Source organism: Mycobacterium sp. 1423905.2, from assembly GCF_001673155.1.
Lineage (GTDB): Bacteria > Actinomycetota > Actinomycetes > Mycobacteriales > Mycobacteriaceae > Mycobacterium.
The window spans coordinates 1-20,669 of the sequence record NZ_LZLE01000278.1 but is presented as its reverse complement, the minus strand read 5'-3'; the positions used below and the strand labels follow the sequence as shown (position 1 = coordinate 20,669).

Here is a 20,669-nt window from a genome sequence, read left to right as displayed (position 1 = left end):
TGGATCGGAGAACCGACCTGTGTCATGTTCCGGCGTCAGCTCGCGCTCGACGCCGGAGGTTTTCGCACCGACATCTTCCAGCTCGTTGACCTGGATTTTTGGTACCGGCTCATGGTGCGGTCGGCAGTGTTCTTCGTTCCCGAAGAGCTGTCCGTGCGGACTCACACGGTAACCACCGAATCAATGCGCATTGTGAAGGCAGGGCAGAACTGGCTGGACCAGCTGCGGATACTGACGTGGCTGGTGATAGATCCCGCTTCCTCCAGTGCAATCCGCGTCCTTGCCGGTGTTCGCTGGTCGCTTACTTGGTTAGGCACTGCATTCAAGAGCGCAGCTTTTGGCCCGCACCGAAAGGCGCGTCTCAAGACGTTAGCGCGGGCGCCTGTTCGTGAGTTCGCTCATGCCCGGCGGTGGCGTGGCCATCTAGCCAACGGCTGAAGCCGTAATGCAGAACCAGGCGTTCGCGTCAGGGTGGCGCGGTCATTGGTCGAACCCACGTAGACGCTCCGCAGCCGAGCCTCATCACGTTTTGTTCGATGAGCTCATAAGGGTATTCGGTGTGCTGTTCGATGAAGTCGCGCAGGTGTTCCATCGAGTCGTGCCACGGCTGGTTGTGACGCGGCAGAATCGTTTTGAGGAATGGGAACCGGTGATGCGTGATGAGGCCATCCCAGAAGAAGAGCGTGTTGTTGAAGGGGTCCCCGGAGAACTTGCTCGCCCACTCGTGCGACTGGGCTTGACCGTACGTCGCTTTGACGCTCGCGGCCGAGACGAATGGTTTGATGCGCAGCCCCGCCGCACGAGCGCGTTCCGATAGCCCGATTTCGTACTCGCGAACCAGATTGACCTTGTCGACGATGTACTGGAAGCCGTCCCAGAAGTCTTTGAGGAACTGGCGGGTTCGCTCATTGAGGTCCCACGCCAGAAAGAATGATTGGAGATGGAGGCCGAACTCCTCACTTTCGATGGCGCCGTACATGTCGGCGTTGTCGAATGCACTCCACATTTCCTGTAGCGGAAAGAGGGGGCCAAACACACTGTCATTGGCCAGGACCAGGCGGTCGAACTGGTCGAGCGACCAACCACGTCGTTGCAGAAGCGCGTACGCGAGGTGCCAGGATCCGAAATCCATCGCGAGCGTGCGGCGGGTATAGATTCCCGCGCACAGCGAACGTATGGGATCCACCGACTCCGGTACGAGCTTCGGCGAACCCGAGACGAACACGATTGTTGCGCCTAAGCCGTGCAGCGCGTTGAGGTAGTACGTGACGTACGGGTCGATCATCCGTTGCGGATCGAAGTGCGCGAAGAGCACAAGCGTCCGACGGCCGGCCGGCGGATCGGGCGGTAGCTCCTGATGGGTCTGGCGTACGAAGCGTAGGGCGTTACCCCTCAAGCGATAAGGCACGGCAGCGAGGTATCTGCGGTAACGGTCGGATTCGACGCGTAACCGTTCGATTGACTCCAAGGTGACCTCGCTTCACCCGTGACGTTGCTGATAGGACGATCGTGGCCTTTAGCCGGCGGAGTCCTCGCTGAGGCCAGAGACCCGACCTTACGATAGAGGGCCGCACCGCTGACGCCGATACGAAGGCGATTTTGCGCGCACTCATCCTGCGGTGCTGGTGGCTCGAGGAGGATCGGCCGCACGCGCTCAAACCCGTCGTTGTTGGCACAAGGCCGTCTTGCTGTCCTAGATTGGTGGCTTAATGCCCGCTGAAATTCCCTACATCCGACCGAGCTTTCCTGGATCGGCGCAGCTTGCCGAGGACTTCGAAGAGATCGTCAGTAATAACTGGTATACGAACTTCGGACCGAAGGAGCAGCAGTTCGCCCGCGCCTTGGCCAAGTATCTCGGGCCGGACTTGCACGCCGCCACCTTCGCCAACGGCACTTTGGCACTCGTCGCGGCGTTGCACGTGAACATCGGTCCGGGCACGCGCGACCGCTATCTACTCATGCCATCGTTCACCTTCGTCGCCGTTGCCCAGGCCGCGTTATGGGTGGGCTACCGTCCGTGGTTCGTCGATATCGACCCCGACACGCTACAGCCCGGGATCGCCTCTGCGCGTGCGGTATTGGAACGCTCCCGCGATGAGGTCGCCGGTGTCCTGCTTGCCAATGCATTCGGCGTCGGCAACCCGCAGATCGACGCGTGGGAAGACTTAGCTGCGGAGTGGGAACTACCCATTGTGCTCGACTCGGCGGCTGGATTCGGCTCGATGTATGCCGACGGCAATCGCTTAGGTGGGCGTGCCGGCTGCGAAATCTTCTCCTTGCACGCTACTAAGCCATTTGCTATCGGCGAGGGCGGCGCATTGGTTTCTCGCGACCCCGCGCTCATCGAGCAGGCATACCACTTCCAGAACTTTGGCTTCAACGACTTGCGAGAGAGCACTCAGCTCGGAATGAACGCAAAACTTCAAGAGATCAATGCCGCGATCGGCCTGCGCCAGCTCGTAGGACTCGACGAACGCCTCGCCAGCCGTCGTGACGTCTTCGAGCGATACCGTGCCGAACTAACCGGGGCCGGCCTGCGCTTCCAACCCAATGCCGAAGCTTCGTCGCTGTGCTGTGGGACCGCATGCTGCGTGTCGGCCGACCATCGGGCAGCGGTGCTCAGCAGCTTGCACGCCGACGAGATTCAGGCCCGCAATTACTACAACCCGCCGTTGCACCGCCACCCATACTTCCTGGCGAACAGCGATCTCATCACGTCGGCCGACTTGCCTGTAACTGAAGACGTCTGCTCGCGCATAGTGTCGCTCCCGATACATGACCATATGGCACCGGACGACGTTGACCGAGTCATTGCCGGTGTCGTGCAAGCGAGCTAAGAGCAGCTATCCGAACTTCCGTTCTTTGTTCGCGTAGTACTGGATGCACTGCTGTGGAAACCCGCGTTTGGTGAATTCCGCCAACAGGCGATCGACATCGTATGGGACGGAGCGGAACTCGAGTTCACCCGTGGCGGTGTCCAAGATCAAAAAGTCAGCTGAATCAATCCATTTGCGGTTCTGGCCGATGCTGCCGGGGTTCACGATCGTGAAGCCGCTGCGCTCGATCTGATACTGATGATGGGTGTGCCCCACCATGTAATGCCGGTCGACTTCAATCACTGTGTCGGGGTAGATCCTCAGGTCGTCGATGGTGTGTGTGCATCGGTAGATACCAAGGTCGACGTGATCCAGCAGATCTGTGAAGAACCCCTCACGCGTGAACAACGGTCTGCAGTGGTGGTAGAAGTCCTGAACCAAGGGAATCTCGTGGGTAAGGGGCTCGTCCCCGCGAAAAAGCCGCTCGTGATTGCCCTCAAGGACTCGAATTCCTGGCAGTGACATGACGAGGTCGACACACTCGTCGCTCCACGGGCCGTAGTTGACCACATCCCCTAGACACAAGTACGCATCTACGCACTCGGCAGTTGCCTCAACGAATTGTTGCAGCGCAATTAAGTTGCCGTGTACGTCGCTGAAAACGGCGACTCGCATCAGATCTCACCTCGCTGGAGTAAGTACTGGTGGTAGTCGCGCAGCCCGTCAGTGATCAGATGTGGAGCGAAATGCCATGTGCGGGTCGTCTTTTCAATCGACAACGGCGCGAATCCCAAAAATGCATCGGGTTCCGCAGGATCAACTTCTAGGTCCGCTCTGCCGTCGCGCTGCAATGCGACGATCAGCTGACCTAACTCAAGAACACTTATGTGCTCCCCTGATGCGACGTTATAAATCCCGCCACTGCCCGAGTTGACCGCTTTTGCAACGATGATCGCCACGTCCTTCACATGTACGTAGTTGTAACGCGCGACGCCTCCATTGACCATACGCAGTGGTTTGCCCGCCGCAGCCAGGCGCAGAAATGTGGGGATGACTTTGGCCATTGGCTCACCGGGTCCGTAGGGGCTGGCGATGCGCAAAATCAATACGGTCATACCGGTCCGCTCGGCGATATTCGATACGTAGACCTCGCCCGCCAACTTGCTGACGAAGTAGGCCGTTCCCAGCTGATGCGGAAACACCAAGTCTGACTCCGTCCGTGGGGAGTCTGACTGCGCGTACATGTTGGCGGTGGACAGGTGAATAAACCGCGCCACGCCGCGCTGCGCTGCGGCCCCTGCCAGCTCCATCGCGCCCAACGCGTTAATCCGATTGCAGTGATCCGCTTCACCCAGGTCCGCCATGCGCGCGGGAATGTACGCAGATAGGTGACACACAGTGTGGACTTGGTCGAGCGCACGTTCGCGGACCTGCGGGTCGCTGATATCGCCGGAGACTACTCGTTCGCACAGTGGGGTCAGGTCAGCTGGCAGCGGCGTCCGATGCTGCAAAGCAGCAACGCGGTATCCATTATCAGCAAGGGCGCGGACCACATGCCTGCCGATGAATCCGGCCGCACCGGTTACTAGCACCAGACCAGTCCGATCGGCGGCCGTCTCGGTCATAGCCGTTTGCCATGACCGCGTAAATAGCCAGTTTCCCCTAGTTGTCTCACGTCAGTATTGGGCACGACCAACTCTTGCCAGTAGCGCAGCACAGTCACCTCGTTGACCGAGAACGTTGGTGTCCTACCGCTGAGGATGTAATCTGCGATCATCTTCGGCTCATTGAAGCCGGCGAGCGCTCGGGCAGCCGTGGTACCTGAACAGCGCGCATTGATCTCGAAAACGTATGCTTGCCCGTCTTTGACACGAAGCTGAATATTGCAGGCGCCGAACGGTTTCAGCGCCTCGACGATCCTGCGGACCGACTCCTCCAGGTCCGAATTGCGCTCGACGAAGGCTTTGTACGTATCGCCGTCGCGAAGAATTCGCCGCATGACGATCACCCCATGACACGTGCCATCGAGAGTCACACTGCCGCAGGTGTATTCGTCACCTTCGATGTACTCCTGCACGATGCAGTTGTCCGGATCTACAAGCTGACGGAAGACATCGAACTCTTTCTCGGACTTCGCGACGTAAGTGCTTCGCGAGCGTGCACCGCCGCGCTGCGGCTTGAGTACCACCGGTCGCTCGAATCTTTCGACATCGCACAACCTCTGGGTCTCAGGGGTCGGGAGTCCCAGCGATCTCAGAAACGCACTGGTCTCGAGCTTGTCATCGCACAGCCGAATGATTCGTGGTGAGCTGATCACCGGAACAACGCCATGCGCCTCGAACTTGGCAATGCTTTCCGACAGCGGTAGGAGCTCGACGTCATGGCCGACGAAGATCAGTCCACACTCTTCGACGAGACATATTTCCACCAAGCGATCGATGAAGCGGTCGTCGGACGCGTATCGGCCCAAGTACGCCTTGGGCGCGGCATGCAGACCAGCAGCGAGCGCTTCTGAGTCCGTAGCGACCACGCCGTAAGAAGTGTGCGCCAACGCCTTGAGCACACTCTGGCCCACGCCACCTCCGACGCCGGTGACCAGAATGTTTTTCACGGACGCGCTCCGGGCTGAGTAACGTACATCCCCCATTCCGACACGACCGGCATCGTACCTGCCAGGCTGAGATCCAGCTCCGCTTTCAGCGGGCAGGCCACCGGAGAGCGGCGCCGCTCGCCGAGCACCCGTCTAGTCCAACACGGCGAACGAGATTTGCGGATGGAACGGAAATCGCTCGATATGCAACGTGTCTAGCCCCAGCACATCGTGCACGGCCTCCGTTTCGCCGGGCCACTGGCTGTTGTAGAGCTCGTCGAATGCGATCACCGCACCTTTTGGCATTCGTCGTCGGAACTGCTCCAAAGCGACCTTTGTCGGCTGATATACGTCGAAGTCGAGATAGAGCAGTGCGACAGTGAGGTGTGGATTGTTAGCGACATAGGCAGGAATCGTCTGCGTTGCGTCGCCCTCTTGCAGTTCAACCTTCGGGATGTGTCCCAGTGGCCGAAACATGTCCGCGAGTGCTACAGCACGTTCGATGTCTTCCCGCGCTGGGGCCGCAAGCCCTCCAGCTCGGGCTTCCCCGGTGGACTCGGACGAGCGATCGCGGCTGGAGATGTCAGAGAATCCGCTGAAAGTATCGAATCCGACGATTCGTCGGACGTGATTGATCGGCTCCAGGATGGTGCTGAAGGCCAACCAAGAAGCCAGACCGCCACCCAGGTGAACACCGCACTCGATGACTGCGCCATGGATGCCCACGACTTTGCGAAAGATCTCATAACGCGCTATGAACCGGGCCAAGTCACCGGTCGGAACGAACTTGGTGAACGAGCGCAATTTGTCGACGGTCGTCCCGAGGCTTTCGTCCCAGTAGTCTCCGAGACCCGCGTAGTACGCAAGATCGCTTGGACGTTGGTTCTTCTCGCTCTGCATCGAGAATGATTCCGCGCGGCCATCCGGCGGTACGGGCGAGGTCTCGCGACTCATGGGCCGATTCTGTCACAAGGGTGACCACGAACTACGCCATGCGCTGCGCGAGTGCTTGCAACGCCGATGTGACCGGAAAACCGTTGGACGCCGCTGCATGCCGGTTAGTGTTCTGAGTTCAGTCGGAGAACAAGCCGTCACCGGAATTACTTGCCAGGTGGCCGTGATGGCTCAAGCTTCATCGTCGGAGAGGTCGTGCGAAGTGTCCGAAAAGGCGTCAGCTGAGCCGCCCAAAGTAAGCGTGGTGTCGATTACGTACCACCACGGTGCCTATGTTCGTGACTCCCTTGAGGGGTTCATTGCGCAGCGAACCGACTTCCCCGTCGAGATTATCGTCGCGGACGACGCGTCGACCGACAACACCCAGGCAATCATCGGGGAGTACGTCCAACGACACCCCGGATTGTTCCGGCCAATTCTCCGGGAGAAAAACATCGGAGCCCACGCCAATGTCGTTGGCGCGCTATCTGCAGCTCGAGGAGAATACATCGCCCTATGCGAAGGAGACGACTTCTGGACCGACCCGATGAAGCTGACTAAACAAGTAGATTACCTGGATCGGAACCCACAGACGGCACTGTGCTTTCATCCCGTGCGAGTGATGTCGGACGACGGCGGAGCAGATACAGAGTTCCCGCCGATCCCGTGGCGCCGCCAACTGACCCTGGAAACCCTCATCTCCCGGAACTTCATCCAGACCAACTCCGTTGTCTATCGCCGGGATTCGAGCTATGACGACATCCCGCCGAAGGTGATGCCGATGGACTGGTACCTACACGTCCGTCACGCAGTCAAAGGCGACATAGCCATGTTGCCGGATACTATGGCGGTCTATCGGCGCCACACTGAGGGGCTCTGGCACTCCGGATACGCAGACCCGACGAAGTTTTGGTTAACCCGCGGCCCCGGAGTGGCTGCCATGTATGACGCGATGCTCGACCTCGTCAGCGGCGACCCCGCGCTCGAAGACGCGATTGGGGCAGGGGCGAACTGGGTCTTCTCCGAGATGGCGAAAGTGCCCGGTTCGGTCGGCGACGCCGCGCTTACCGAATCAATTGCGCAGCATCCGCGACTAGGTGCACTCGCTCTGCGGCAGCTGTGGACCCAAACCCTTCAGCGAAAGCTCAAGAAACGACTTTCCTCCGAATTCGCGGGCTGGAAGGCACATATGGATGCCTACACCGCCCGAATCAAACGCTCGCCGTCGACGGATTGAGATCTCGGTGGGGGCTGTGGTGAGTCACGACAGCCTGGCCTTGGGGGCACGCTGACCCAGCTGCGCCGCAGTTCGATGACTTTGCACTACAGCGCGCCTACGCCGTTGACATCATTCGGGTCGGGCGGCGGCTTATGCACGACGTAAAGCACCGACTTCCGCTCGATGCCGTGTTTCATGAACGTCTCTTCACCGAAAGTCTTCGCGTCGAGAGCCGAAACCTCGAAGTTGTTGGTGCGTAATCGCGCACACAGGGTTGATCGGTCGTATAGGCGGACATGGTCGCCCTGACCGAAGCGCCGCCAACGCTCCCCTTCATCCGTCACGTCGGGATCCTCATCGAAGCTGCCCTCCGGTGCCACCGGCGTCATGACGATGCCGCGCCCGGCCGGCGCGAGTATTCGATGAAGCTCGCTCATCGCGCGCGAGTCGTCAGACACATGCTCGAGCACGTGAGAACAAATGAAGAAGTCGAATGAGCCGTCTGCGTACATCGGCATGTCGGTGATGTCGACGACGTCGTCGACGCCGTCCATCATCAGATCGGCGGTTCGGTGCTCGAAATCTGCCCGGTGGCGCAGATATGACGAAAGCGGAGCAGAGGGCGCGAATTCGAGTACCCGCTGAACTCCGCCAGCCGGCATGAAGCGGTCAAAGTACAACTTGTAGAGGCGATCTCGGTCGGCGGCACCACAGACCGGACACAGATAGCGGCGATGATTCAGGGTCTCGAAGTCGTCCAACGAATATGGGCAACCGTACTCAGCCAGCGTGTTGCCGAGGATGCGCGTGACGCTCTTGAAACGGACGTGACTGCCGCACAGATTGCACAGACCCGGACCGGCATGTATTACACGGCGGATGAAGCGGGCACCATCGCGGCCCGCGTCCGAACGGAGCATAGGGTCATATTCAACAGCAGGTGCGACATCGACGACACCAAATGGCGGCACGAACCCTGACAGGAGGCCAGCGGTCAGGTTGGTTCGACCACTCGAGGTCTCCCGCTCGGCGATCACCCGGTCGCGGGAACCTTCGTGGCGAGTGAAAAGAAGTCGGTCCGCGTGGTTGTGATATCGAGCGTCTCGAATCCGGCGAAGTCCAGCATCTGTTCCATCAGTCCCCGGTCGAAGACATGGTGGTGCAGAGTGCGATTCTGAAAGTTTTTCAAGCTTCGGCTTCTGAATTGCTCCAAGTCACCGGCCGGTGGGTCCATGGCCAAGTCGTGCAGCGCCAAGATCTCATCCAAGTGAGTGAGATCATCCTCCTGCGTGTTCTGTCGGTAGTCGTCCATCAAGTGCTCGAATTTTGTGACGGGCCGCCGGTGGTCGAAGTTACTGTCCTTATTCGGCAGAACGAGGATCATTACTCCGCTGTCCTTGATCACTCTTTTCCACTCTAGAAGTGCTTTGAGAGGATTTGCGACGTGCTCCAAACAATTCGACGAGAGCAGGAAGTCGTATCGTTCGGACTCGATACCGCTCAAGTCCGTTGCATCCGCAATAAATTGGCGCCCCGACTTCGTGTGGTAATACCGGAAAGCCTCGCCAGCGCTGATGTTACCTTCCCAAATGGTATCGGTAGCGAAATTCACTCCGTCTAGAACGTTCACCGCTTGGTAAAGGGGTAGCACCGTCTTGAACAATGTGCTTGGCCCGCCGATCTCGATGCCGCTCTTCCCCTCTATTGCGGCACGGTATCTTTGGTAGATTGGCAGGCGCGACATACCATACTTCAGGGTATAGGAAACGTCGACCGCCGATTGCGGCACGAATTTTTTCATTGCCCTTAGCATTTCTGTCCTTCTCGATTACGTCACCTGAAGCGGCGTCGGAGCTGTCGCTGGTTCGCCTCGGTCGCACCGGATATCCCCCGCCGGCCGCGCCGTTTGTCCAGCAGCGGACCCAGCGTATCCGCTAGGACGGCGGCGGGTGAGGTAAACCGACACAACTCTGCGAGGGCGCTTCCGTTTCACCCTTCATCGTTCTCTCCCGGGCCCGAGTCGTCCGCCGACACCAGCGGCTCTTGTGCACTAGTCTGGCTCGGCGTGATTGCCGTGGAAGGTGTGTCTCGGGCCGAGGGCCGTGCTCCAGGCGATAATCGGCGCTTCGACATCCAAGGGCTCCGCGCAGTAGCGGTCCTTTTGGTCGTCGCCTACCACGGCGGGTTCGCGGTGCCAGGTGGATTCGTCGGTGTTGACGTCTTCTTCGTCATTTCCGGTTTTGTGATCACCGGGATGATCGATCGAGAGCACCAAGCAACCGGGCGTTTCCGATTCGGCCGTTTCTACCTCCGGCGATTCAAACGCCTGACACCGGCCCTATCGCTTATGGTCGCTGTGACGATGGTGCTGGCCTTTTGCCTACTTTCGCCATTCGTTATCCAGCAGGTCACAGCCCAGACGGGCATGGGGGCCATGCTCCTAGTTGCAAACTTCGCGATCGCGCAAAACACCGGCGGCTATTTCGATGCGGCGGCAGAACTCAACCCGCTGCTACACACCTGGTCGCTGTCCGTCGAAGAGCAGTTCTACCTTGTGTTTCCGGCCATCCTGCTGCTCGGTTGGGTGCTCACCCAACGCAGACAGCGACGGATACCCTGGACGATAGTCCTGATCAGCGCGTCGGCTCTCATATCTTTCTCGTTGGCAATGGTAGGCCCGGATGCACTCGGTTCATCGTCGGCCAAGTTCCTAGTTGGGTTCTATGGCCCTGTTTCCCGGGCCTGGGAGTTCGGCGTGGGCGCCCTACTCGCCTACCTCACTGAGAGACGTTCGTTGCGATCTGACAGACACGCCCAATACCTTGCTTGGTTGGGAGCGGTCCTACTGGTCGCGTCGGCGGCACTCATCAACGGCCACACCCCTTTCCCGGGGCCGTGGACAATACTTCCCGTCTTCGCAACACTTCTGGTGATCGCTGCCGGCACCGATCGGACGCCCATAGTAAGTCGCGCCCTTGCACTTCCCGCCGTTGTCAAGATTGGAGACTGGTCCTACTCGATCTATCTGTGGCACTGGCCGTTCCGGGTCTTCGCCGATCACCTCTGGCCGGAGGTGCCGTACGCGGTCCCCCTAGCGACGACACTGTCCGTGCTCCCCGCGATCGCGTCTTATCGCTGGCTTGAACAACCGTTCCGACGATTGCCGCCGCAGTCGCGCAGGCGAACTACTGCACTCATCGCCGCTGTCCTTAGCCCATCCCTTCTGCTGGCAGCGGGCCTGCATGTCGGCGCGAATGACTACTGGAAGCCGCGGTACAAGTCCGGCGCCGTGCCTGTTGCCCACGCCGGGGACATCGAGTGGACGGACTTCTACGCATACCTGCGCGATACCTACTACCCATGCTCGGATCAAGCGCTGCGAGACATCGCCTACAACTGGGAGGGCATCACTCGCTGCCGGCAGTCGAAACCGGGGACTCACATTGATGTGGCCGCCGTTGGCGATAGCCACGCCGAACAATTATTCCTCGGCCTGGCCGAGGCACTGCCGGATAAGAACGTCGTGTACTACATCAGAGAACTGCCGGTGAGATCCATACGCGGGATGGACCTCATCATCGACCATGTTGCGGCAGACCCGGCAATCAAGACCGTGATCGTGACTGCGGAATGGTCTTTCCGCGGTGTACCAGACCAACTGACGAAGACCTTCGAAACCTTCACCTCGAAAGGAAAAGCCGTCTTCGTGACCGATGACGTTCCTACCTTTCCCTTCGACGCAGTTGCTTGCAAATACCGCCTTTCTCCGGTCCTGCCGTTTGCCAAATGCAGCGAGGACCTCAAACTGTTCCGAAGTGCCCATGACAAATATGGCCCGCTACTCAAGAAGGCGGCGGACGAGGTGGCGGGAGTGCAACTGTTGAACACAGCGCAGTACTTCTGTGACGATTCGGTGTGCAGCATGAACAAGGGTCAAGCGCTCCTGTACCGAGACACCAACCATGTCAACAACATTGGCAGCAGGTATCTGGTAAACCGGATGCTTGTCGATTACCCGCAGCTCAGTACGGCGCTAGCTCGGAGGTAAGCCGCCTCTACCGCCTCGGTACGCGGTCAGCAAGCGCGAGGCGCGTTGCCACCGCAAAGAACAGGGCCACCCCGACTGCCAAAAAAGCCGGACCTACGAAGAGCAGCAGGTTAAGAACAGTGGCGGTGGCAGCCGCCAGAGATCCTCTGAGCCACATGTGGTTACGAGCTCCGGCGAGATCGGCGTCCGCCGGCCGCAACTCGCCGGGCAGGATGGCCCGCACGTCAGGATCGCGCAAAACCGCGGCCAGCCGCTGTGAATTCGGATAGGTGACGTCGATCGTCTGTCCTGGCTTGCGCCGCGAGTTCAACTGGTCGACATTTCCGGTGGCGAGGTGGGCCTTGACGTGGGCGAGCTGCTCACGTGCCGAATTGCTCCATTGCGTGGCGCCAACGCCAAATATGTACCCCATCACCCCGAACGTCGCTACGACAAGGAACACCCCGGCCGCGGCGCCGGGTGCTGCATACCGACCGAACCCCGTTGCGTCGTCTGTGCTGTCCACTAACAAGAACACCGCTACCACCGCCAAGGGGTAGACGAGAAGCACAATATCCATATACCGCACGGCGATGTCGGTCCCGCGGCCGTAAGCCAGCAGTACGAGCTGAATCACGACCCATCCGCTGATTCCGATTGCTACCCAGGCGCGGTCGGATGCGGCCGCACGCCTCGCCAATGTGCGACGCCAATACCAGGCGATCGGTATGAGTGCGATGACCGTTCTGGCGGCAAGCAACGCCAGCCCTTGCAGGAAAGTCCACGGGGTGCTGGTTGGGTGCGCCCGGGATGCCGACCAGAGGATCATCGCGCAAGCGACCAATGCCAGAACGGCAACGCCGGCGAGCTCGCGACCACTTCGCTTCCTGATGTTGCTGAGCAACTGCAGACCCACCAGCGCACCCGCCGCGAGCGTCGCTGCGACACCTGTGGCAAAAGAGAAGTAGCTGAGCACGGCCGCGGCTAGACCACAACTCCACCGCACGGAGAACGGCCGAGCCGATGCCAGCGCCACCAGAGCCGCGATACCGAAAAGCAAGCTGAAGTACAGCTGGCCTTGGAAGCCCGAGAGTGTGTTCTCGTACCCGAAGGGAATTGCGAAGAAGAAGGTGACGAAGCACGCCAAGAGCAACCGGCGCCGAGCCGCGACCAGAGGCAATAACAACGCCAGGAGCCAGGTAATCGCGGCGGTGTGAATGATGGCGCCCAAGACCATTTCCAGGCGCGGGTTCCACTCGCCTGCCAACTCGAGATGTGTCAGCGCGAACAGGCGGAAGACGAAGATTCGGTGCTCGTTGTGTGGGGCGAAGAGATCGCCGAAGGTCAGCGTCCCCTTCAGATACGGCGCATACAGCCCAGCGGCCTCGCCGTCCCACTGGTCAGCCAGCGGCATCGGTGACCCGAGGAGGGAAATCACGATCAGTTTGGCACCGAGAACCACACAAGCGGCCGCAGCCAACACGGCGACCGTGCGGCTGCGGTGTGGCGGTGGGTCGGAACGGTCGGCGGTCGAAGTCGGGGAAGGTTCGTCGTGGTCGGGCGAACCTTCGGCGGGCGCTGTGCCCGCACGTCGCTTGACCCAATTCGTCGTCATGACAAACCTTGCGCCTTCACTTCCGGCGCTCACCGCGCTGACGTCGCCGAAGCAGGCCTGCTGCCCCTACCGAGGCGAGACCTCCGCCAGCCAAGCGCAGCACGGGACGGCGCATGGCCAGCCCATACCAATGCAGATACGCCGGCAGCCAGCCCACCAGATCGAACTTGCTTTCCCCCGCCGTGCGATCCTCCCAACTGCTGGGAATCTCGTCGACTCGATACCCGAGCAGGTGAGCCTTGGTGGTGAGCTCCAGTCCCACTTCGAATCCACGCCCGCTTTCCACCGGGACCTCCTGAAGGAACCGCCGGCTGTAGGCGCGAAAGTTCGTGGTGGCGTCGTGCGTGGGCACCCCGCCCACATAGTGCAGGGTCAGTCCGGCCGTACGCGACATGAGCGTCTTCAAGCGTGGGCCGCCGGTCTGCGACCCGCCGGGCATGTAGCGTGAACCGCTCACGACGTCAGCGCCCTCATCGCGAATCTTGGCCGCCATCAACGGGATCACCGATGGCGGATCGGACAGATCCGCCATGCTGGTGACGATGACATCGCCCTGCGCGGCCGCGAATCCGGCGATGAGCGCATTGGCCACACCCTTCCCCAGCGAGTTGCGCACCAATCGCACGGTGGCCGGCTTGTCGGGCATTGCGGCCAGCGCCGAAAGGGTGCTGTCCTCATCGAAGTCGTAACACACCAGCAGTTCGTGCTCGAAGTCTGCCAACGCCTCGGTGAGTCGCCTGATGCAGACCTGGATGTTCTCTCCCTCGTTGTAGACCGGAATCACCACGCTCACCAGGCGCTGGTCAACGTCCCTGGGCTCCAACACTTTACGAGCACGAATCACGAACTGCTTGCCGAGGATGGGCCAAGCCAGCTGCGTACGCAGATACATCCGCACCAGAATCGGCGCTTGCGGCAGCGGGGATGCCGACGTATACGGCAGAAAGCGGTCATAGCTGTTGGTGATCTCGAAGTGACACGACTCGAGCAACTCGGTAAGCGAACGATCGCTGATCGGTACGGTGTGATCCCAGAAGTCCCAGTAGTCGCCGGGCACATAGCGAATGTTGGGTCCCATGGCGATCAGGTGGCCACCGGGTTTGAGCACTCGGCGAGCTTCGGCGATTGTGCGCTCGACGTCTTCCTTGCTTCGCAGGTGTTCGAGCAGGTTACTGGTGAAGACGACGTCTACCGACGCCTCGTCGAGGAACGACAGGTCATCGGCTGGGCCGTGGTGGAATTCGATGCCCGGCTCGAGCATGCCGGCGCTGTCCGGATTCAAGTCGACACCGATGCGGCGGGCAGCGCTAACGTGGTTGAGGAATTCGCCGTAGCCGCACCCGAGGTCTACGACGGTATCGCTGCGCCGGATCCACGCTTGAAAGAAGTCGCGAACCAACACAGCCCAGATCGCCGAACGCGATTCGAGGGCATGGCCGAAGCGGTTGCGGTAGAGCTCCCCGAGGTCGGGCTTACCCGCAATGTGCATGGCGTTCCAGTGGCGCGAGCCAGTGCACGTCAGATGGTCCCGGCCTCAACGGCGTCGACGATCCAGGGTATGACCTCATCCAGCATGGAATCGAGCGTGGTCGTCGCCTCGAACCCGAGCATCTCAGACGCTTTCTGCACATCCGGCGAGCGTAACTGCACGTCGTGTTCGAACGGCGGGTCACTTTCATAGCGAAACGGGGTGTCGGGGCGCATCTTCTTCCAGATGACTTCGGCCAGCTCCAAGACCGTGGTGGCCTCCGGCGTGGAGAGGTTGAAATCGCTGTTCAGCGCGGCAGGGTGTTCCATGCAGGTGCGGATGCCGCGAGCCAGGTCACCGCCGTAAGTGTAGTGCCGCACCTGGGTGCCGTCGCCGAGGACGTGCAACGGGTCTTGACCCTTCGCGACTTTCTGAATGAGGTCCGGTACCACGTGACTCATCGCCAGTTTGACATTGCCACTGGGGATTTCGCGTCCGCCAAGCGCCCGCTGTTCACCCGTGCCGACGCAGTTGAAGGGCCGAATGATTGTGTAGGGCAGACCGTACTGCTCATATGCGCCGTGCGCGAAGTATTCACAGGCCAGCTTCTGAAAGCCGTATGTGCTTGTCGGCGGCGGACATTCGGTGATGTGCTTCTCCGGTGTCGGGAACACTGTGGCGTTCTCGAACACCATCGACGAGCTGATCACATTGATCTTCTTGAGCCAGCCCTTGCGGTAGGCGTAGATCGCCGCGTCGAAGTGGGCTGCGGCGATGCGTTCGTTTTCGGCGAGCAGGTCGTAGGCATACTCATGGAAGTAAGTGATGCCGCCGATCCGGGCCGCACTCGCGACCATCTGGTCGCAGCCCTCGACCAGGCGGAACATCAGATCGACGTCTTTGACGTCGCCCTCGACGAAGTGGTAGTTCGGGTGATCGTCGTAGCTCTTCTTGACTTTGCCGTACTTCGAGTAGTTGTCGATTCCGACGACTTCATGCCCGGCTCGGAGCAGCTCGTCGACGACGTAGCCGTTGATGAACCCCGCGCTACCCGTTACCAGGACCTTCACTGGCCAGCGGCTCCCGTGGCCAACGTCGCCATCGGAGCTTCGTTCACCGGTTCGCCCTCGACGTGGCTCAAGTCCAGGCAACCCCAGACGTCTTCCACGATCTTGCCTGGCTGGATTCGCACGCCGCGGTAGATGGAGTGCGGCACCCCGACGACGATCACGTCGGCGCGACCAAGTACGGCATCCAGAGGATGGTAGTCCGGCCCCTCCAAGAACGGATCGTGCAGCATCACTTTCTTCGCCTCCAGCATCAGCAGGTGCCGCAGTTTGAAGCTCAGTGAGTCGCGGGTGTCGTCGCAGTCGGCCTTGAAAGTCATGCCGAGGATGCCAACAGTCTTGTCGCGCAAGTCAACTCGGCGCTTGAGCATGTTGACGATGAACTGCGGCTGGCCTTCGTTGACGAGCATGGCCGCGTGTCCCAGCATGAAGTTGTTGTTGCTGAACGCGGCGAGCTGCATGGTGTCTTTCAGCAAGCAGGGGCCGGCCGCCAGACCGGCTTTCGGCATGCTGTCGACGCGACCGTTCTTGTAGGTAGCCGCATGGTGAACGCGGTTGAAGTCCAGGCCGGCTTCCCGGCTGAGCAGATAGAACTGGTTGGCGACCGCGAATTGGATGTAGCGGTAGCTGTTGCAGAACAGCTTGGCCAGCTCGGCCTCTTGCGGTTCGACCTCGATGATCTCGGTGGTGATGCGGGAAAAGAACTGGCGGACGATCCGGCGCCCCTCCTCGTCGAAACCACTGATGATCTGAGGGATCATCCGCAGCTCGCGGATCGAGTGTCCCTGCGCGATACGCTCGGGGCAGAACGTGACGTGAACGCCGATCCCCCGCTCCCGGAACATGTCGTTCACCCGTTGACTCAGACCCGGGTAGACGGTGCTGCGCAGTATCAGTGTCTGGCCGTCGTGGAAGTAGGGGCTGATTTCGTCGATGATGCGAAAGAAGGTGTGCGCCTGCGGTGTTAGGTATTCATCGACGGGGGTGCCGACGACGCAGATCACGATGTCGGAGTTTCGAACCGCCCACGAGTCGGTGGTCGCCGAGATGCGTCCGGTAGGCAGCAGACGCTTGAGCAGCTCCTCGGCACCGTTTTCGACGAATGGCATACGCCCGGCCATGATCGACTTCAAGGCGGCCGCGTTGGTGTCCAAGATGTCGACGTGGAAACCTTCGTCGGCGAGCACCAGCGCCAGCGGCAGCCCGACGTGTCCGGCGCCGCCGATGATGCAGACACGTTCTGTGGGTTGAGTTGTCATGAGAAGCGCCCCCTCGGCGTCTTGCCAACGCACCCAGATGGGCACGGACAAGATCGAGTTCTCGTTTACGTCGTCCCGTAGGTGGGAGCCTAAAAGATCTCCCCCGTCCGACGAGGCGTTTTCAAACAAAATCGGCGTCCGGATTCTCCAAAGCACGCCTAATTGCTTCGCTGATTTCGACCACGAACGCTTGAGTGCCGAGTATTTTGCTTGACATGCAGGTCGCGGGGGGCGTGATCGCGCGCGCCGACTCGATGAGAGCGCATAAGAAGTTGCGCTACCTCGCGGTGGCGTTGGCCTTCCTGCCGATCGGCCAGGGGTTGATCCAGCTCTTGGGCCCATGGCTTGACGATTACACCGCAGCCTCGCTGCTGGCCGCGTCCATTGTCACCGTGCCCAACTTCTTCGCCAACAAGCGCTTTGTCTGGCAAGTCACCTCCTCGGAAAATTTGCGCAAACAAGTGCTTGTCTTCTGGGTGGTGGTGATGCTGGCCGTCTCGCTGGCCACGGCGTTGACGTACCTGGTTGACAACGCACTGGCGGGTGAGCCTGCTGCGCTTCGCGGTGCGGCCGTGTTCGTGGTCCAGGTGCTTGGATTCGGCGTCGTGTGGATCGGAAGGTTCCTCATTCTGGATCGCTGGTTCTCCGCTGCCCCCGTGAATCGGTGAGTTAGGCCGACCACGTGCACAGCGGAGTGCGCACGCTGCCGAATACTAGGTAGCCGTGCACTACCTCATCACCGGGCACACCGGGTTCAAAGGACCGTGGCTCGCCCTGCTTCTGCTGAGCCGCGGACACCAGGTGTCCGGTCTGGCGCTGGAGCCGACCGCGGACAGTCTGTTCGAGCGGGCCAGGGTCGCAGAGCACCTGGTGTGCGACCTGCGGGTGGATATTCGGGACGCGCCGGCCACAGCCGCCGCGGTGTCGGCGGCAGCGCCGGACGTCGTCGTGCACCTGGCCGCGCAGTCATTGGTCCGGGAGTCCTACCGCAATCCGCGCTATACCTACGAGACCAACGCGATGGGGACGCTGAACGTGCTGGAGGCGGTGGCGGGTACCCCGTCGGTGCGCGCGCACCTGGTCATCACCACCGACAAGGTTTACCGCAACGTGGACCAAGAGGCCGGCTACGTCGAGACCGACCCACTCGGCGGCAACGATCCCTACAGCGCCTCGAAGGCAATGGCCGACCTGCTGAGCCAATCCTGGATACGCAGCTTCCCCGGCTCCCCCACCGCAATTGCCCGGGCAGGCAACGTGATTGGTGGCGGCGACGTCAGTCGCGATCGGCTCCTACCGGACCTGATGACCGCTTACGCGAACGGTCAAGCCCCGTTGTTGCGGTTCCCGCGGGCGGTGCGGCCATGGCAGCACGTGCTCGACTGCCTCAATGGCTACCTCACCCTGAGCGACGCATTGCTGGCCGGCTCGGGGCTGGGTGAGTGGAACTTCGGCCCGGGCCGCGACAGCTTCGTCGAAGTCGGTCAGGTGGCCACGCTCGCGGCCGACCTGTGGGGCGGCGGCGCCCATTGGGAACGCCAGCCCGGCGAGCATCCCCACGAGGCGACCTTGCTTGCTCTCGACAGCTCCAAGGCACACCGGGAATTGGCCTGGCGCAACCGACTCGGCTTCCGCGACGCGGTGGCGTGGACGGTCGACTGGTACCGGCGCGTGCATGCGGGCGAAGACCCGCTTGCCGTCACCCAACAGCAGATCGCGGCCTTCGACGCCCTGGCCTGACTCAGCCGGCGACGGCTCCCGGCTCGATCAGCGGCGACCCGAATTCGGTGATCGAGGAATAGCCGCGTTTGCGGGCGCGCTTGGCGCCTTGCCGGATCAAGTTGCCCAGCGTCGCCAAACCAGCGTGGTCCAGCGCCAGGAACGGCGACAGCAACCGGTTGTGCACGTAGGCGAACGCCATCCCGGTCTGCGGATCGGCCCAGCCGACCGATCCACCCATGCCGACGTGACCGAAGCCCGGCATCACATTGCCGAACGGCAGGCAGTGATACCCGAGGTGGAAGGACAACGGCAGGAACAAGTTCGCGTCTCGGCGCAGGCTCTTGCGACCGGTCAGCCCGGCGACCAGGTCGCGAGACAGGAATTGGCTGCCGTCGATCGAGCCGCCGTTGGCTATCGCCCCGTACATGCGGGCCAGAGCCCGCGCCGTCACCACACCGTTGGCGGCCGGCATTTCGGCGTCCAGCAGCGGGATCTCGCCTCGCACGGCAGCCGTGACGCCATCGAAGTACATGCTGCGGAATCCGCCGGATAGCTCCGAGGCGACCTTGTAGGTGGCGTAGTTGACCACCGAGTGGCCGGGAAGGCTCTGCGGCATGATGATCTGCGCGACCTTGGTCGGCGATTCCGCGGGCGGCCGGCCCAGATGGATGCCCTCCGCGCCCAACGGCTCGGCGAGCTCTTCGCGGAACAGCGTCCGCATGCCCTTGCCCGTCACAGCCCGGGCCAATCCGGACATCAGCCAGCCGAACGTCAGCGCGTGGTAGGCGGGTTTGCCCAGCAGCCGCCCAGGCGGTGCCGCGGCCAGTCGTTGCTCCATCACCAGGTGATCCAGCAAGTCTTCCTGGGTGGCGCCGCGCAGCCCGGACAGGCCCGCGCGATGCCTCATCACCTCGCGCACGGTCATCTGCGCTTTACCGTTGGCGGCGAACTCCGGCCAGTATTCGGCGACTGGGGCGTCGTAGTCGATCAGCCCACGGTCGTGCAGGCGGTGGATGACCGTCGCGGCCATGCCCTTGGTGGCCGAGAACACCATCGGGGCGGTGTCTGCGGTCCAGGGCCGCTGGCCTGCGCGGTCCGCCCATCCGGTCCACACGTCGACGACGGGTTGGCCGTCGAGATAGACGGCCAGCGCACCGCCGCCGAATCGGCGACCGGGGAACAGGCTGGAAAAGGCACGAACGACGCAACCGAAGTTTGAGTCCGCCGTGCCGAACACACGATGACCTGCGTCAGGGCCGTCGTGGGAAGGGACCGCGCGGCGATGGACTCCTATGTCTACCGTCACGAATTTGAATTTACTTCCATTTGACACGTGCCAAGGGCAAACAAAGATTAATTTACCTATCCGTTAGGAGGACGCGATGTCGAGGATTTGCTGAGCGGCGAGGGCCGGGGTCAGTTCCCCGGCGCGAACTCGGCGTTCGACGTCGCCGCGAGCTCGGCGAACCGCCGGATTGGACAGCACCCGGTCGAGCACGGTGTCGCGAACCATCTGCCACATCCAGTCGACTTGCTGGGCGCGCCGACGCGACTCGAATTCGCCTGCTTTGCTGAGCACCTCGCGGTGTCGCTCGACGGTTTCCCACACCTCGGTAAGACCGGTGCCCTCGACCGCGCTCATTGTGAGAACCGGTGGGCGCCAGAGGGATTCGCGTGGGTAGATCAACCTGATCGCTGCCGAAAGTTCCCGCGCGGCGGACTTCGCGTCGCGCAGGTGCGCACCGTCGGCCTTGTTCACCACGACGATGTCGGCCAGCTCCAGCACACCTTTCTTGATGCCCTGCAATTGATCACCGGTGCGCGCCAACGTCAGCAGCAGGAAGGTGTCGACCATGTTCGCCACCGCCACCTCGGACTGGCCGACACCGACCGTTTCGATGAGGATCACGTCGAATCCCGCCGCCTCCAACAAGACAACAGTTTCCCTGGTGG

17 protein-coding genes and 2 pseudogenes are annotated in these 20,669 nt (G+C 61.3%); 6 read left to right on the top strand and 13 right to left on the bottom strand.

Annotation, left to right across the window (positions count from 1 at the left end; all coding sequences use genetic code 11):
- A pseudogene (locus A9W95_RS27310) lies at positions 1–438 on the top strand (glycosyltransferase family 2 protein); the annotation flags it as partial.
- 28 nt (positions 439–466) lie between these two features.
- Here A9W95_RS27310 and A9W95_RS18465 read toward each other — a convergent pair.
- The gene (locus tag A9W95_RS18465) at positions 467–1,468 is read right to left on the bottom strand and encodes a rhamnan synthesis F family protein (RefSeq protein ID WP_156746275.1); all 1,002 of its coding nucleotides are present in this window, start codon (positions 1,466–1,468) and stop codon (positions 467–469) included.
- Between the two features lie 241 nt (positions 1,469–1,709).
- On the opposite strand from A9W95_RS18465, the gene A9W95_RS18460 reads away from it, so the two are divergent.
- Positions 1,710–2,837 (top strand): DegT/DnrJ/EryC1/StrS family aminotransferase, encoded by a 1,128-nt coding sequence (locus A9W95_RS18460; protein WP_067415903.1) that lies wholly within the window; start codon positions 1,710–1,712, stop codon positions 2,835–2,837.
- Between the two features lie 6 nt (positions 2,838–2,843).
- Here the strand turns inward: A9W95_RS18460 and A9W95_RS18455 are convergent, their stop codons facing one another.
- The 4 genes from A9W95_RS18455 to A9W95_RS18435 form a co-directional block, all read right to left on the bottom strand.
- Entirely contained in the window at positions 2,844–3,491 is a 648-nt protein-coding gene (locus A9W95_RS18455) for a metallophosphoesterase (protein WP_082983176.1), read from the bottom strand.
- Positions 3,491–4,441, bottom strand: a complete 951-nt coding sequence (locus A9W95_RS18450) for an NAD(P)-dependent oxidoreductase (RefSeq protein WP_082983175.1) — start codon at positions 4,439–4,441, stop codon at positions 3,491–3,493. Before A9W95_RS18450 ends, A9W95_RS18455 begins: the two co-directional genes overlap by 1 nt.
- Positions 4,438–5,427, bottom strand: coding sequence for an ATP-grasp domain-containing protein (locus A9W95_RS18440; RefSeq protein ID WP_067415891.1), 990 nt, complete (start codon positions 5,425–5,427; stop codon positions 4,438–4,440). Before A9W95_RS18440 ends, A9W95_RS18450 begins: the two co-directional genes overlap by 4 nt.
- A gap of 132 nt (positions 5,428–5,559) precedes the next feature.
- Positions 5,560–6,360, bottom strand: a complete 801-nt coding sequence (locus A9W95_RS18435) for a TylF/MycF family methyltransferase (protein ID WP_216638182.1) — start codon at positions 6,358–6,360, stop codon at positions 5,560–5,562.
- Between the two features lie 202 nt (positions 6,361–6,562).
- Here A9W95_RS18435 and A9W95_RS18430 point away from each other — a divergent pair, with 202 nt between their 5' ends.
- Positions 6,563–7,576, top strand: coding sequence for a glycosyltransferase (locus A9W95_RS18430; RefSeq protein ID WP_067415888.1), 1,014 nt, complete (start codon positions 6,563–6,565; stop codon positions 7,574–7,576).
- Between the two features lie 86 nt (positions 7,577–7,662).
- On the opposite strand, the gene A9W95_RS18425 is transcribed toward A9W95_RS18430, so the two are convergent.
- Together A9W95_RS18425 and A9W95_RS18420 are read right to left on the bottom strand one after the other, a co-directional pair.
- Entirely contained in the window at positions 7,663–8,595 is a 933-nt protein-coding gene (locus A9W95_RS18425; protein WP_216638181.1) for a methyltransferase domain-containing protein, read from the bottom strand.
- The gene (locus A9W95_RS18420) at positions 8,592–9,359 is read right to left on the bottom strand and encodes a bifunctional 2-polyprenyl-6-hydroxyphenol methylase/3-demethylubiquinol 3-O-methyltransferase UbiG (RefSeq protein ID WP_067415885.1); all 768 of its coding nucleotides are present in this window, start codon (positions 9,357–9,359) and stop codon (positions 8,592–8,594) included. The genes A9W95_RS18425 and A9W95_RS18420 overlap by 4 nt, the downstream gene beginning before the upstream one ends.
- A 264-nt stretch (positions 9,360–9,623) precedes the next feature.
- On the opposite strand from A9W95_RS18420, the gene A9W95_RS18410 reads away from it, so the two are divergent.
- The gene (locus A9W95_RS18410) at positions 9,624–11,606 is read left to right on the top strand and encodes an acyltransferase family protein (RefSeq protein ID WP_172826651.1); all 1,983 of its coding nucleotides are present in this window, start codon (positions 9,624–9,626) and stop codon (positions 11,604–11,606) included.
- 7 nt (positions 11,607–11,613) lie between these two features.
- Here A9W95_RS18410 and A9W95_RS18405 read toward each other — a convergent pair whose 3' ends face one another.
- The 4 genes from A9W95_RS18405 to A9W95_RS18390 are packed head-to-tail and all read right to left on the bottom strand — an operon-like array spanning position 11,614 to position 16,994.
- Complete coding sequence (locus tag A9W95_RS18405; protein ID WP_067415876.1) at positions 11,614–13,200, bottom strand: hypothetical protein; 1,587 nt, start codon at positions 13,198–13,200, stop codon at positions 11,614–11,616.
- A 16-nt stretch (positions 13,201–13,216) separates the two neighbouring features.
- Positions 13,217–14,689 carry a glycosyltransferase gene (locus A9W95_RS18400; RefSeq protein ID WP_067415873.1) on the bottom strand — a complete coding sequence of 491 codons (1,473 nt, stop codon included), beginning with the start codon at positions 14,687–14,689 and terminating at the stop codon, positions 13,217–13,219.
- A gap of 29 nt (positions 14,690–14,718) precedes the next feature.
- The gene (locus A9W95_RS18395; protein ID WP_067415870.1) at positions 14,719–15,738 is read right to left on the bottom strand and encodes an NAD(P)-dependent oxidoreductase; all 1,020 of its coding nucleotides are present in this window, start codon (positions 15,736–15,738) and stop codon (positions 14,719–14,721) included.
- A complete protein-coding gene (locus A9W95_RS18390) occupies positions 15,735–16,994 on the bottom strand; it encodes a nucleotide sugar dehydrogenase (protein WP_067415918.1) in 1,260 nt (419 codons plus the stop codon). Before A9W95_RS18390 ends, A9W95_RS18395 begins: the two co-directional genes overlap by 4 nt.
- A 215-nt stretch (positions 16,995–17,209) precedes the next feature.
- Between A9W95_RS18390 and A9W95_RS18385 the strand changes: the two genes are divergently transcribed.
- Both A9W95_RS18385 and rfbG read left to right on the top strand, forming a co-directional pair.
- On the top strand, positions 17,210–17,662 hold the full coding sequence (locus A9W95_RS18385; protein ID WP_156746274.1) for a GtrA family protein: 453 nt from the start codon (positions 17,210–17,212) through the stop codon (positions 17,660–17,662).
- Positions 17,663–17,717: 55 nt separating this feature from the next.
- On the top strand, positions 17,718–18,734 hold the full coding sequence (rfbG, locus tag A9W95_RS18380; protein ID WP_067415866.1) for a CDP-glucose 4,6-dehydratase: 1,017 nt from the start codon (positions 17,718–17,720) through the stop codon (positions 18,732–18,734).
- A 1-nt stretch (position 18,735) separates the two neighbouring features.
- Here the strand turns inward: rfbG and A9W95_RS18375 are convergent, their stop codons facing one another.
- Together A9W95_RS18375 and A9W95_RS18370 are read right to left on the bottom strand one after the other, a co-directional pair.
- Positions 18,736–20,022, bottom strand: a complete 1,287-nt coding sequence (locus A9W95_RS18375) for a serine hydrolase domain-containing protein (protein ID WP_067415912.1) — start codon at positions 20,020–20,022, stop codon at positions 18,736–18,738.
- A gap of 52 nt (positions 20,023–20,074) precedes the next feature.
- Positions 20,075–20,669, bottom strand: a pseudogene (locus tag A9W95_RS18370) (methylmalonyl Co-A mutase-associated GTPase MeaB); the annotation flags it as partial.

Excerpts from the sequence above, each read along its gene's own strand:
- A9W95_RS18460 (WP_067415903.1), top strand. The coding sequence starts at position 1,710 with ATGCCCGCTGAAATTCCCTACATCCGACCGAGCTTTCCTGGATCGGCG.
- A9W95_RS18455 (WP_082983176.1), bottom strand. The coding sequence starts at position 3,491 with ATGCGAGTCGCCGTTTTCAGCGACGTACACGGCAACTTAATTGCGCTG.
- A9W95_RS18450 (WP_082983175.1), bottom strand. The coding sequence starts at position 4,441 with ATGACCGAGACGGCCGCCGATCGGACTGGTCTGGTGCTAGTAACCGGT.
- A9W95_RS18435 (WP_216638182.1), bottom strand. The coding sequence starts at position 6,360 with ATGAGTCGCGAGACCTCGCCCGTACCGCCGGATGGCCGCGCGGAATCA.
- A9W95_RS18420 (WP_067415885.1), bottom strand. The coding sequence starts at position 9,359 with ATGAAAAAATTCGTGCCGCAATCGGCGGTCGACGTTTCCTATACCCTG.
- A9W95_RS18405 (WP_067415876.1), bottom strand. The coding sequence starts at position 13,200 with ATGACGACGAATTGGGTCAAGCGACGTGCGGGCACAGCGCCCGCCGAA.
- A9W95_RS18400 (WP_067415873.1), bottom strand. The coding sequence starts at position 14,689 with ATGCACATTGCGGGTAAGCCCGACCTCGGGGAGCTCTACCGCAACCGC.
- A9W95_RS18390 (WP_067415918.1), bottom strand. The coding sequence starts at position 16,994 with ATGACAACTCAACCCACAGAACGTGTCTGCATCATCGGCGGCGCCGGA.
- A9W95_RS18385 (WP_156746274.1), top strand. The coding sequence starts at position 17,210 with ATGCAGGTCGCGGGGGGCGTGATCGCGCGCGCCGACTCGATGAGAGCG.